The 13,537-nt window shown below is 42.7% G+C and carries 11 protein-coding genes; all 11 read left to right on the forward strand.

The annotated features are described in order from the left end of the window. The first annotated feature begins 244 nt into the window (after window positions 1-244). The 11 genes from EKM91_RS07180 (at window position 245) to EKM91_RS07235 (ending at window position 13,496) form a co-directional block, all read left to right on the forward strand. Window positions 245-652 carry a (deoxy)nucleoside triphosphate pyrophosphohydrolase gene (locus EKM91_RS07180; protein ID WP_125751959.1) on the forward strand — a complete coding sequence of 136 codons (408 nt, stop codon included), beginning with the start codon at window positions 245-247 and terminating at the stop codon, window positions 650-652. Beyond that, entirely contained in the window at window positions 642-3,524 is a 2,883-nt protein-coding gene (locus EKM91_RS07185; RefSeq protein ID WP_125751962.1) for a DEAD/DEAH box helicase, read from the forward strand. The genes EKM91_RS07180 and EKM91_RS07185 overlap by 11 nt, the downstream gene beginning before the upstream one ends. Window positions 3,525-3,768: 244 nt before the next feature. After that, the gene (locus tag EKM91_RS07190; RefSeq protein WP_225419472.1) at window positions 3,769-4,677 is read left to right on the forward strand and encodes a restriction endonuclease; all 909 of its coding nucleotides are present in this window, start codon (window positions 3,769-3,771) and stop codon (window positions 4,675-4,677) included. Between the two features lie 769 nt (window positions 4,678-5,446). Beyond that, window positions 5,447-7,231, forward strand: coding sequence for a GmrSD restriction endonuclease domain-containing protein (locus tag EKM91_RS07195; RefSeq protein ID WP_125751968.1), 1,785 nt, complete (start codon window positions 5,447-5,449; stop codon window positions 7,229-7,231). A 71-nt stretch (window positions 7,232-7,302) separates the two neighbouring features. Beyond that, a complete protein-coding gene (locus tag EKM91_RS07200; RefSeq protein WP_164508497.1) occupies window positions 7,303-7,689 on the forward strand; it encodes a hypothetical protein in 387 nt (128 codons plus the stop codon). A 1,325-nt stretch (window positions 7,690-9,014) separates the two neighbouring features. After that, complete coding sequence (locus tag EKM91_RS07210) at window positions 9,015-9,374, forward strand: ArsR/SmtB family transcription factor (protein WP_011222020.1); 360 nt, start codon at window positions 9,015-9,017, stop codon at window positions 9,372-9,374. Continuing rightward, window positions 9,361-9,723 carry an arsenite efflux transporter metallochaperone ArsD gene (arsD, locus tag EKM91_RS07215; protein WP_011222021.1) on the forward strand — a complete coding sequence of 121 codons (363 nt, stop codon included), beginning with the start codon at window positions 9,361-9,363 and terminating at the stop codon, window positions 9,721-9,723. Before EKM91_RS07210 ends, arsD begins: the two co-directional genes overlap by 14 nt. An 83-nt stretch (window positions 9,724-9,806) precedes the next feature. Further along, window positions 9,807-11,537, forward strand: coding sequence for an arsenical pump-driving ATPase (arsA, locus tag EKM91_RS07220; protein WP_011222022.1), 1,731 nt, complete (start codon window positions 9,807-9,809; stop codon window positions 11,535-11,537). Between the two features lie 58 nt (window positions 11,538-11,595). Further along, a complete protein-coding gene (locus EKM91_RS07225) occupies window positions 11,596-12,891 on the forward strand; it encodes an arsenic transporter (protein ID WP_054737350.1) in 1,296 nt (431 codons plus the stop codon). 16 nt (window positions 12,892-12,907) lie between these two features. After that, window positions 12,908-13,237 carry a hypothetical protein gene (locus EKM91_RS07230; protein WP_003678453.1) on the forward strand — a complete coding sequence of 110 codons (330 nt, stop codon included), beginning with the start codon at window positions 12,908-12,910 and terminating at the stop codon, window positions 13,235-13,237. Between the two features lie 7 nt (window positions 13,238-13,244). After that, window positions 13,245-13,496, forward strand: a complete 252-nt coding sequence (locus EKM91_RS07235) for an arsenic metallochaperone ArsD family protein (RefSeq protein ID WP_274379977.1) — start codon at window positions 13,245-13,247, stop codon at window positions 13,494-13,496. Window positions 13,497-13,537 lie beyond the last annotated feature (41 nt).

Raw genomic sequence — 13,537 nt, forward strand, 5'->3', positions numbered from 1 at the left:
GCAATGCTATACTAATAGCAATAACGACCAATAGGTGGGCGCCAGATGGGACTGTGCACGTGATCGACCTGTTCAACGGCTTGATGACTTGCGGCGTTGGCGGGTGGTTATATGCGCAAGTGAGTCGGGTAGAGATGGTTGTTGAAGGCGGGCCGGAGAATTGGTGTAAATAGCTACCTGCCTTTTGGTAACCTTAGATTTTGAAATTTCAGACAAATTTAGCTGAAGCAAAAGGAGCAATGACGTGGGCAAGATACAAGTAGTGGGTGCCATCATTTTGCGTGATCATCAATTGTTAGCCGCAAAGCGCGCTGCCAACCGGACACTTGGCGGTTATTGGGAGTTTCCAGGTGGGAAAATTGAGCCTGGTGAAGCCCCTGAAGCGGCTATCGTGCGCGAGTTGCAAGAAGAATTTGGGGCTCAAGCGACGGCTTATCAAAAGTTTGACATCGACGGGGTAGCCGAGTTAACCATTGGGGAGATTATGCTTCATTGTTATTATGTACGTTTAGACAGTGGCATCACCAAAACGGTGGCTCATGATGAATTACGCTGGGTCAATGCTGATGAAGCATTGGCACTGCAATGGGCACCAAGTGATGTTGCAGTGATCGAAGCATTGTCAAAGACTGGGTTTAATTATGAATACTGATAATGAAATTGCAAAAGGCATCCATTTTGGCTTTATTGATAATCAAACGCAAGCGTTGGCACGGTTTCAGCCGGCACTGGTGACGAATCAAAACAGCACTGTTTTAGATTCGTTGGAAGAAGAATTGAGAGGCGCCCAGAGTTTCACGATTGCCGTGGCATTTGTCACCTTAGGCGGCTTATTAGACCTTAAAAGCACTTTAGCCGATATTGCGGCGCACGGCGTCAAAGGGCGGTTGATCACATCGACTTATTTGGGCTTTAATAATCCCGATGTTTTTGCGGATTTGCTGCAAATACCGAATTTGGATGTGCGCGTTTTCGATCAAGACGGGTTTCATACGAAGGCATACTATTTTGATCATGGGGAATATGAAAGCATTTTGATCGGCAGTGCCAACTTGACGCAAAATGCGCTAAAGAAGAATTTCGAATGGAATTTGCGGGTCACTTCCACGGAACGTGGGGATGTGGTTTGCGACGTGAAAGCCAATCTGGAAGATTTATGGGCTCAAGCCTTACCGTTAACTTCGCAATGGATCGCCACTTATCGAAAAGACTGGCATCGTCTGGCGCAGCCGCCAGCAGTCACGCCTAAAAAGCCTCAAGGCCCGATTGTCCCTAACGAGATGCAACGCCCGGCATTGGCGGCCTTGAAGCGGCTAAGACAAGTCGAACAGGCTAAAAAAGGTTTGGTGGTGGCGGCAACAGGGACTGGGAAAACCTATTTAGCCGCTTTTGACGTGCAACAGTTTCAACCTCAGCGCTTATTGTTTGTGGTGCATCGAGAACAGATCCTCAGAAAATCGCTAGCCAGTTTTCGCCAAGTCCTAGGTGGTCCTGATACAGATTATGGTATTTTGAGTGGTACTGAACATCAGATTCATTGTAAGTATTTGTTTGCGACCGTGAACATGATTTCTAAGCCGTCGGTACGAGAAGCCCTTGGCCGCGATGCCTTTGATTACATCATTATTGACGAGGCCCATCGTGTCAGCCAAAAGCCCGCAGGTGATAAAAAGTCGATGTATCAACAGTTGATGGCTTTTTATCAGCCGCAGTTCATGCTTGGTATGACAGCAACGCCGGAACGCACTGATGGGACCAATGTTTATCAATATTTCGATTATCATCTGGCCTACGAAATTTCGCTGCTAGATGCTTTGGATCATGACTTATTAGCGCCATTTCACTATATTGGAGTGACTGATTATGAACAAAATGGTCAGGTGATCGACGACAAGACGAATTTACGGTATCTGGTGTCTGATGAACGGGTGAATTATTTGATCGCCAAGACCTATTATTATGGGCCGCGTGAAGGTGGTGTTCATGGGCTGATTTTTGTTAGTCGCGTCGAAGAAGGTCGAGAACTCGCTGAAAAGTTGAATGCAAGAGGCATTCATGCGCAGTTTGTTTCTGCTATGGATACCGTGCAGGCGCGGGAAAAAGCCGTTAAGTTGCTGGAAGCGGGACAGCTTCAGTATTTACTCACCGTTGATATTTTTAATGAAGGGGTCGATATTCCGATTCTTAACCAAATTGTGATGATGCGTCCGACCAAGTCGAGTATTATCTTTTTACAGCAGCTTGGGCGTGGCTTGCGCAAGCTGCCAGGTAAAGAATCTGTGACCGTGCTGGATTTTATCGGCAACTATGATCAAAATTACATGATCCCGATGGCATTTGATCAATCGCATACGAGTAACAAGGAAAAAATCCGCAAACAAATCATTAGCCCTAGTATTTCTGGGGTCTCAACCATCCACTTTGAAGAAGTCGCACGCAAACGCGTCTTAGAAGCGGTTTCGAAGGCTCGGCTTGATGACATGAAACGGTTTAAGTCGGCTTATTGCAACCTTCGGGACAAGATTGGCCTGCGCGCGCCGATGTTATTGGATTTTGCCAAATTCAGCAGTATTGCAGTGCCGGATATTGTGGCGAAATTCAAGACACTGTACGATATGCAGCAAAAATTTGAAACCGTCAAGTTAACCCCGTTATCGCATACACAATATGCATTCTTATTGTTCTTATCTAGAGAAGTTGCCGTCGCCAAGCGTCCGCTTGAAGCTTGGGTACTCCAAACTTTGATTGCCCAACATGCACTGAAAGACTCGGAGATTCTCAGCGCGATGCAGGCGCAGCATATATTTTGCGACCATGAATCGCTGACTAGTGTGGAAAGAATCTTGAACTTGTCATACTTCATGAAGAAGAATCAAGAAAAATATGGCAACGAACCGTTGATCCATAAAGAACATGGTGTTTGGCACCTTGCTGAAGTCTTTCAGGACGCTTTAAAAGAGCCGGTGTTCAAACACTTTGTGGCGGACACCTTGGCAGCAAATTTGTGGGAGCTGCATCAAAGTTCAGTGCAGCATGAAAATCGTTTTACGGTTGGCGAAAAGTATTACCGTGCCGATGTCATTAAACTTTTGAATTGGCAAGATGAACAAAACGGGCAAAATGTCGGTGGCTATATCATGCGGCCTGATGGGCAATATTTCCCGATCTTTATTGCCTTAGAAAAAACCGACCAATTTCAAAATAAAATGGCGTATGAAGATGAATTCCTCGACCGTTCAACCATGACCTGGTTTTCAAAGAGCGGGCGGACAACGGCCAGCAAAACAGAAAAAGCCGTGATCGATTATCCTGATTTTGGCATGATCCAATTGTTCGTTAAGAAGTCAGATGATGATAAGCGTGAAGGCAATGATTTTTATTATCTTGGATCCGCCAAGGTCATTCAAGCAGTTGACACAATCGAGCAAAATGCCGACAACAAGGCGACAAAACTAATCAAGTTCACACTGCGTTTGGAGCGAGAAGTCGATCTCAGCCTATATCGTGCGTTGAATGTTGACTAGGTTGGTTTTGTGAATAAGGATGGTGGCAAGAAAAAAAGCAACTAGAAGTATCTTCTCCGCAGCACTGATGCTAGAAGCAGTAGATGCTTTTTGGCTTGACCGCTTAAGGGTTGATCGCTTCACTGAGAAGAAATCGCGCTAGTAGATGATTGGGATTTGCGCAGCAATCTGCCAAGTGTAAACTGAAGACAAGTATATGATTTGGCAGTACACCATTTTTTATAGAAATAGTGAGGAAGAAGTCGTGAGATATAATCGCAGAAGTACTAATCTGGCAGTGATTCAGGCGTTGCGAAGTGTTGGCGGGGTGGCGTCGCGTTCAAAGTTAAAAGCGGTCATCGCTGACGATGATCATAGCGGCTTCAGCTATAATGATGTCTACGGCCAAATTATCGCTAAAAAGACGCAAAAGAAGTATCGGCCGTTCAACTTCGATTTTAATTTTGGCCTGCAAGAGCTGGTTGCCATTGGGTATATTGAGCCGCTCAAGCGCGGTGCGGATATCGTCTTAACAGAATTGGGTCGCACGGCTAATCTCGCGGAGTTCCCCACGCAAGCGCAAACCCAAGCCATGGCGGCTTATTGGGAGAAGAAGAAACAAATTCGTCTGGCCAGACAAGCAAGCAAAGCTGAAGCAGAAGATGCATCAGATGACGCGACTGCTGGTGACGATGATACCGCAGACGACACTGACTGGCAGACACAGCTTTTGACGCAGCTAAAACAATTTTCACCAACAAAATTTGAAAGCTTTGCGCGGCTGTTGATCTCAAAAATGGGGGTCACCATCGATAAGACACTGGGAATCGTGGCCACTGCAGACCATGGCATTGATGGCTATGGTTATTTTGAATCCGACGAATTCCGCACCGCACGTGTGGCGATACAAGCGAAACGCTATGCTGAACACCCTGTATCTGAACCCGAAATTGATAAGTTCAAAGGGGTGATGGATGGGTTCAATGCGGAATATGGAATCTTTATCACGACATCTTACTTTACAGAACAAGCCAAAGCTAAAGCAGTCCAAGGCAATCGGATCGTGACCATGATTGATGGTCAGCGAATTGCGGAGTTGGTGGCCCAGTATCAGTTGTTTGTGACACCGGTGCAGACCTATAGTTTAGGCGATTATTATTTTGAGCAGGAGTGAACCTTCTAGACATCAGTGATACGGAAAACTGAGGATGTCAGTAAAATTGCCTCGATTTTTGTTTTCGTTACAGGACATATGAAAAAATATGCCTGATCCCTGATCAAAATCTGATTCTAACGGTCTCTAGGCGGCCTCGGCAAATATTAGCCGAGGCCGCCTATTTGCTGATCTCGACAAAAGTCAATATTGCCAAGCCTGGTACGAGCCACCAGGCCTATTTAACAATAGTCCCTATCATTGAAACGCAAATTCGCGCTTAATTTGGGTATTTTCGGCAAAGTCAGCTGGCTCCTTTAAAAATATCAAAGTACGCTCCCCAAAGCCCTTGGAAAACTGGCAATAATGCCATTAACGCACATCACCATTTCGTTATAATCTGCCGCAACAAGAAGTGGTCGCAAACGTGTCATTAGGTGGCAAAGAGGTAAGTGCTGAATACGAGCGGTTGAAAAAAAGATAGTTAAAACAAGTCTAAAAATCAGACGTCACAAAATAATAGGGTATAATCAAGATTATGCTTTAGTTCATACTACCCCAAAGTCCGTATGCATTTAGTGAATACAAGTGCGAGAATAGCGAGGGTGTCTAATAGGAGATCACCATTGTGTTGTATTCCTATTTTTTAGGTAAAGAAAATTTCAACCCCATGTCCTCTCACTAAAACGCTTCAATGGGTTTGTAGACTCCAATGGTTTTTCAATTATATCGCTTGTTGGAATATATTTGTACAACAGTAAAGTGCTGATAGGCAGGAGAGGAAATACTTATGGCATCATTTGAGAGGCTAAAATATCAGGTTCAGAACAATAAAATTGGTGATTTGATCAATTGGATTGGTGAAGGTAAAATTGGCTTACCAGAAATGCAGCGGCCATTTGTTTGGCAATCATATAAAGTCAGGGATTTGATCGATTCGTTATATCGCGGCTACCCAGTTGGTTACATCATTACTTGGACAAACCCGGTCATTCGTTTAAAAGACGGTTCAACATCGCGTGGTAAAACGCTGATGATTGATGGACAGCAGCGCCTTACTGCGTTGGGTGCAGCAATTGCTGGCGAATCAGTAATGGATAAACACTTTGTCAAGCGTAGAATTCGTATTGCTTTTAATCCGTTAAAAGAGATTTTTGCAACACGAACGCCTGCAATTGCCAAAGACTCGACCTGGATTGATGACATTTCTGAACTCTTTGTTGATGGATACAGTGATTTTAGCTATATTACCCAGTTTGCACAGAAAAATGGTATTGAACCTGATACTGTTGCTCCAGCAATTCAACATTTGCGTGCTCTAACCAGTAACGAAATCGGGAATATTGAATTATCAGATCAGCTTGATATGGATGCCGTGACTGAAATCTTTAACAGAATTAATTCGAAGGGAACAGTATTGTCTTCAGCTGATTTAATTATGTCTAAACTATCTTCGGATGATGAGCACCATGGCGATATGCTAAGAAAAGTGGTTGAGTACTTTAGCCGATTGATGCGTGATCCCACTGCTTTGGAAGACATTTGCAACAATGACTCCAAATTTTCAAAGTCGGAGTATTATTCTTGGATCTCATGGGTCGCAAATGAGCATACAGACCTGTACCGACCCGAGTTTGGTGATATTTTTCATGTGATTCTGAACTTTGTTTTCGGCCGTGGCAAGCATGCGGACTTGATTAGTCTAGTTTCGGGTCGAGATTTTGCGACAAAACAATATACACAAGAGGCGATGGATTACACTTATGGACTTCTTGCCGATGGGATAAAACAGTTTACAGATAAGAGTAATTTTCAGCGTTTCATGTTGATTTTGCGAGGCATGGGCATGCTGAACCATAGTCGAGTGCGGCTACAAGGTACGGGTGCGCTCAACTTCGCATATGCGCTTTTTCTGCTCCTTAAAACCGAGCATTCAAAAGATTTGTCCAATTCTCAGCTTGAAAATCTTGTTCGTCGCTGGTTGTTCATGTCGGTTCTGACGCAACGTTACAGTGGCTCCTCAGAGACCCAAAGTGAACTGGATATCAAAGAATTTAGAAATAATGCGCCCCTTGCAGTTTTGGCAAAATATGAGCAGATCGAATTATACGATGGATTCTGGTCAACTACGCTGCCACAGCAGCTAAGTACATCTAGCACAGGATCCAATCTGTGGCATATATTTTTGATGGCTCAAGTAAAAGCTAACAGCCCATTATGGCTAGAAGATAATCTGAAAGTCTCTGATGCTGTGGTTGAGGAAGGAAATATTCATCATATATTTCCTCGAGCATACTTGAAGAAACACGGCTTTGGGAGAGAACGATACAATCAAATTGCTAACTATGTATATCTATCACAGCCTCGTAATCTTTTGATTTCTGATAAAGCACCAAATGAATATCTGAGTGATCCTGAGGTAACGCAATTTGCGACCAAAGAAAACTTTGCAGTGAATGCTGTTCCGGAATCCTTGAAGACAATGGACTTCAACAGCTATGAGGAATTCTTAAACGAACGCCGCAATTTAATGGCGGCAATCATGAAAAAGCTATATTTCTCCTTCAGCTTATGAGGACAGTAGAATATTCCGAGATTGTGTCGACACTAGTTGCTTAAGTGGGTGCGGCAGCTAGTGTGGTGGCTGTGGCATCGAAGGTGGTCGGTCAGTGTTACACGACTGAAATTGATAACAAACTTGATAGTATCAGTCGATCACACGACCAAATTCGAAATATCCAGAATACAGCACTTTTTTCTGAAATCCATTCGGTCATCCGAGAGACAAGTCAAATTGCAAAATATAACGATGAAATTATGAGCAGTGATGATGAACGAAAGATTGCTCGAGTACAAGTGAGTAGGCTTGAAGAAAACGTGGCTAAACTTTTAGACCAGATCGATTCACTGATTTTGGCAGAGATGAGCGGAGTGAAAAAGTTCGAAGGGTATCAACAACATACGGAAGAAATTTTGCCTTTGGTTTCAGCTCAAAAGGCTCTGCTCGACACACTTCAGGACCGAATCGGTTAGTTAGTGTACTCAGCAATTCTGAGGTTTCGCCAGAAAGAGCTGGAGCCACATATTTGAAACTTAGTGCTAATGCCAAAAACACTCAGAGATCATTAAAAGAATGGCACACCAAGCAAGAGTCTGCTTTTCATATTGATAGACAACAAGCTCACCGCTGGAAAGCCGTGATAACGGGGGGTAGCCAACCTGGAACTTAATCCAAATCAGACTTTACATATGAGCCGGTTTCCCAGAATTTAGTTGGACAGATTACTTCAGAAACTGCTCCTTCGCGTACCGTTCTTCCGGAGGTGGCTGGATATCACCAACCGGTGGAATTGCCGATTCAGGACAATCATTTGTATTATCGAGTTCCGAAAGCAGTAGAAGAGGTTGATTCAGAAAATAGATACCAGCCAAGATCGTAATATTGGTTTGAATAAGTTTCAGGCGCTCCTCTTTAGGTGACCAGTACTCAGTGATATATCTACATGTAGGGTTTGTCTCAGTTTGGCAAGCTCGGGAAATTACCTGTACAATGAATTTACATAGAAGTGGAGGAGATTTTTTTCATGGCACAAATCCAATGGTTGACTGGAAGCTCACTATAAAAAATGACTAGATATTGTAAAAAAGCAGCGGGATAATATGAGATTTAAGTAGCCAAAAGCCTGATAAAACGGGCTTTTTTGTTTGCCGTTGATTTGAAAGTTTAGGTATCTTTTTCTCCCAATTTTGTATAGAAATTTGGCCGATTGAGCAATAATAAGCAATGATTATCAAATTATGGTACCAAAATTGGTACCGCAAAAAGGCCGCCTGGACATATGGACTTCCTTTTATGGATTTGAATAAGTTATTTTCAAAACGAAATATCGATCCAAGTTTGAAGTTGGTTAATCTATCGGCTTAAAAAACTAATCATGGAAGAATGTGATTATTCAGTATGATCTAAAATAGATGCTGCTATTTTATTTCAAAATAAAGCTTGACGCTTACATAGATATGGGTCTATATTATAGATATAGATGCGCGTCTATGTTTACAAAATACGATGTTTCTTGCGGTGATCGAAGCAAGTTGAGTTGAGGAAATGCAGTTGCGGAGTTTGCAACTAAGTTCCCTAAAATCACCACGAAAGCGGTCATAATCATTCATTTTGGCAACACTGATTAGCAAGAAGTATCTGCTTGTTGAATATTTTCTGCTAAACAGGATTGGCTTTCTGTTGTTGATTAAGCCAAAACCAAAAGTAGCAAGTTCAGTCTGTATCACTGTAACATCAATGTTTATTATTAGCGTATTTAACTAATAGATTACCTTAATTATGGAATAGGAGCTTACAAATGGACTATCAAAAGTATGTTCAAATGCTGAAAGCAATGGCCGATCCAAATCGCTTAAAAATTATTGATCTGCTTTCCTGTGGTTCTTTGTGTGCTTGTGATATTTTAGAGCACTTCGACTTTTCACAGCCGACTTTATCCCACCATATGAAAGTTTTGCAAAATGCTGGTATTGTTGCGGCACGCAAGGAAGGTAAGTGGCAGCATTATACGTTACGCCCCGATTTTATGCTGACCTTTAAGCAGGATACGGCGCAATTATTATCAAGTGATGATCACTGTATTTGCCACGATGACGGCTGTGTTGATTGTGAAGAATGTGCTTCAGGAAAGGTTGTTATGACAAATGAAAAAAATTGAATTATTTGAACCAGCAATGTGCTGCTCGACTGGGGTTTGTGGTCCGTCCGTTGATCAAAATCTCTTAATGATCACGTCTGCCTTTGATGCTTTACAAGGTGTTAAAACGATTGAAGCTGACCGTTACAATTTAAGTAATAATCCTGATGTTTTTAGTGAACGAGCCGATATTTTAGCGGCCATCAAGGATGATGCTGACGCTGTTTTACCGATCACCGTGGTTGACGGCCAGATCGTTAAAACGGGCGCGTACCCAACGATCGATGAATTATCTGACTATACTGGGCTAGTTTTCGTGCCAGCTGAGCAAACAGGCGGTTGCTGTGGCGGTGATGGTGGCTGTTGCTAAATTTTACTAAAGGTAAGAGATGGCGCGGCCATTTCTTTTGAATTATATATAGATAAATATCTATGTGACTGAGGAGGATATCAATGCAGGACTATCAACCACAAAACGCTAATTTAACTCATTATTTGTTTTTTACCGGTAAAGGTGGCGTTGGTAAAACAACGACGGCCAGTGCAACCGCCATTAATTTGGCTGATGCTGGTAATCAAGTGATGCTCGTTTCAACTGACCCAGCTAGTAATTTACAGGATGTTTTCAATACAGCATTAACCAATAAACCGCAAGCAATCAATGGTGTATCAGGGTTGTTTGCCGCCAATTTTGATCCTGTGACCGCAGCTGGTGAGTATCGGGAAAGTGTTGTTGGCCCTTATCGCGGCGTATTGCCGGATGCTGCTGTTAAAAATATGGAAGAACAGCTATCCGGTTCCTGTACGGTCGAGATCGCGGCATTCAATGAATTTGCCAACTTTTTAACTGATCCGGCGGTTGACCAGCGCTTTGATTATATTATTTTTGACACGGCGCCAACTGGTCATGCCTTGCGCATGCTACAGCTACCGTCAGCGTGGAATAATTATTTAGATGAAAATGATCGCGGTGCTTCTTGCTTAGGCCAATTAGCCGGTATGGGTGATAAAAAAGCAATTTATGCAAAAGCGGTAGCAACGTTAAGCAATGGGGACTTGACCACATTAATGTTGGTGACGCGGCCACAAAAAGCCTCATTACTTGAAGCAGCACGAGCAGCACAAGAACTAGCCGCGATCGGCATGACTAATCAGCAGTTGATCATTAATGGCACGCTTAAAACACCGACGGATCACGCTTCGCAGGCTATTTTTGCGCAACAACAGGCTGATCTACAACAAATGCCGGCTGTATTAAAAAAATTTGCTCAGTATGAAGTGCCGTTACGCGCCTACAACGTTACCGGCTTAAATAAATTACACCTGGTGTTACAGGCAACACAACCCGCATTAGCTACCTATCCGCCGCTGACCAATAACTATCCCAACTTAGATACGATCGTTGCTGATCTGATCAAGACGGATAAAAAGATTATTTTTACCATGGGCAAAGGGGGCGTCGGTAAAACAACGGTTGCGGTGCAGATCACGCAGAAATTAGTGGCCCAACATAAAACCGTTCATCTAGCCACCACTGATCCGGCCGATCATCTAGATTTCTTTAAAACAGCTGATCCGGCAGTTACGATCAGCCATATTGACGAGCAGCAGGTATTGAAAGATTATCAAGCTGAAGTACTGGCAACGGCTCGCCAAACCATGAAAGCGGCTGACGTTGATTATGTCGCCGAAGATCTCCGTTCACCATGTACGCAAGAAATTGCGGTTTTCCGCGCTTTTGCTAATATTGTGGCGCAAAACGACAGTGACGTGGTGGTGATCGATACGGCGCCAACTGGGCACACGTTGTTACTATTAGATTCCACTCAAAGCTATGCACAGGAAGTTAAGCGCACAGCCGGTGACGTGCCACAAGCAATTATTGATCTATTGCCACGGTTGCAAGATCCCCAACAAACCGAGATCGTGATGGTGACTTTACCGGAAACAACGCCAGTCTACGAATCAATGCGGCTCAATGAAGATTTAAACCGGGCGCAAATTGCCCATACATGGTGGTTGGTCAATCAAAGCATGCTGGCTACACAAACCACGCATCCGTGTTTACAAGCACGGGCACAAAATGAAGTTGAATGGATCGAAAAAGTCAAAGACGTTTCGGCCAATCATTTTGCAGTGGAACAGTGGCAACCAGATTTTGAACAAACGCTATTAACGATTTAAATAAAGATATCAATTGATCAGGGTAGCGATACCCTGATTTTGGTAGTTGGGAGGAATTATGCAAGTCTTTTTTGCTGTTTTTATATTTTTACTCACGTTATTATTCGTCATTTGGCAACCTAAGGGGCTATCAATAGGCTGGACCGCAATTGGTGGGGCAGTACTTGCACTGCTATTTCGGGTCGTCACATTTAAAGATGTGGGTACCGTTACTGGGATCGTTTGGAACGCCACTTTGTCGTTTGTTGCCATTATTTTGATCTCATTGATTTTAGATGAGATCGGCTTTTTCGAGTGGGCCGCTTTACATATGGCACGACTGGCTAAAGGCAATGGTGTACGTATGTTCATTTTGATCGTTATTTTAGGTGCGATCGTGGCGGCACTTTTTGCCAACGATGGGGCGGCATTGATTTTAACGCCGATCGTTCTGGCAATGGTGCGAGCCCTACATTTTGATGAAAAAAAGGTTTTCCCATTTATTATTGCCAGTGGCTTTATTGCCGATGCGACTTCGTTACCATTAGTTGTTAGTAATCTAGTCAATATTGTTTCCGCTGACTTTTTCGGCATTACATTTTCCGAGTATGCCCTAAGAATGTGGATCCCTGATCTTTTTTCACTGATCGCCAGCATCAGTATCTTATATTTGTATTTCCGCAAGGCCTTACCCAAACATTATGATGCAGATCAGGTTGCTGAACCAAAATCTGCAATCAAAGATCAACGATTATTTAAGTTCTCTTGGGTCGTGTTAGCGGCGTTATTGATCGGTTATTTTAGCAGTAGTTTTCTAAACATTCCCGTTTCGTTTATTGCACTTACGATTGCCGCAATTTTCTTGTTGGTTGGTCAACAAAGTCATCACGTTGATACTAAGGCAGTCATTAAAGGAGCACCGTGGAACATCGTCTTCTTTTCAATCGGAATGTATGTGGTGGTTTATGGCCTACAAAATGTTGGCTTGACAACATTACTTGCTGGTGTTATCGCCAAAATGGCAACTGGTAGCCGGTTTGTGGCGACCATGGGAATGGGTTATTTGGCAGCGTTCCTGTCATCAGCGATGAATAATATGCCAACGGTAATGATCAATGCTTTATCGATCAAGGGCGCTAATGTATCAGGGTTAATGCACCAAACGTTAGTTTATGCAAATATTATTGGTTCTGATCTAGGACCAAAGATCACACCAATCGGTTCGCTGGCGACGTTAGTGTGGTTACATGTTTTGGCGCAAAAAAACGTAAAAATTGCTTGGGGTACTTATTTTAAAATTGGGATCACGATCACGATTCCAGTCCTATTCATTACATTATGTGGTTTATGGTTATCGCTAAGTCTTTTTGGTTGAGAAAGGATGACTTGCTATGATGCAAACTGAGTATGCACAACAAGATTCATTAGCTAATAGATTAAACATAGTCGATGCTTTAGTGAAACAGGCCACGAAAGCTGAAATAGAATCAATTTCTGCTGTTTACCTGATTCAAGCCAACCAAGAAATTAATTTGCTTGAATTAAAATACAGTAGTGAATTAACAATACAACAGAACTTGTATAAGGTAAAAATAGCCTTTTTGCAAATAAATCACTTGATTTTAAATAATCTAGCGGTCAGCTATTTTCGTGATTATACACAAATAGAAAAGGAATTTGAACATTTTCATCGTCTAATATGCGAGGTGAAAGACGATTAAAATTGAAATATTTGAAGAGGCGATGTGTTGTGCAACTGGTGTTTGTGGTCCCAGTGTAAAGAAAGAATTGATTCAGACTACCGCAATTCAACGTCATGTTAATGCAGATGGTGAAAATATAATCATACGCAGAAATCTTACACAAAATCCGGACGCCTTTGTTCGTAATCATCAAATAAATGACCTATTAAAAAAATATGGAATCACTGTATTACCAATTACTCCCGCGTTTTACAATCAAGTTAGCCACTATCATTAGCACTCAGACAAAATAAAAAACACCAAGTCGATACGACCTGT

Source organism: Lacticaseibacillus baoqingensis (assembly GCF_003946165.1).
Taxonomy (GTDB): Bacteria; Bacillota; Bacilli; order Lactobacillales; family Lactobacillaceae; genus Lacticaseibacillus; species Lacticaseibacillus baoqingensis.

Coding starts and splice junctions, on each gene's coding strand:
- arsD (WP_011222021.1), top strand. CDS start 9,361: ATGAAAAAAATTGAATTATTTGAACCAGCAATGTGCTGCTCGACTGGG.
- arsA (WP_011222022.1), top strand. CDS start 9,807: ATGCAGGACTATCAACCACAAAACGCTAATTTAACTCATTATTTGTTT.
- EKM91_RS07210 (WP_011222020.1), top strand. CDS start 9,015: ATGGACTATCAAAAGTATGTTCAAATGCTGAAAGCAATGGCCGATCCA.
- EKM91_RS07185 (WP_125751962.1), top strand. CDS start 642: ATGAATACTGATAATGAAATTGCAAAAGGCATCCATTTTGGCTTTATT.
- EKM91_RS07225 (WP_054737350.1), top strand. CDS start 11,596: ATGCAAGTCTTTTTTGCTGTTTTTATATTTTTACTCACGTTATTATTC.
- EKM91_RS07230 (WP_003678453.1), top strand. CDS start 12,908: ATGATGCAAACTGAGTATGCACAACAAGATTCATTAGCTAATAGATTA.
- EKM91_RS07195 (WP_125751968.1), top strand. CDS start 5,447: ATGGCATCATTTGAGAGGCTAAAATATCAGGTTCAGAACAATAAAATT.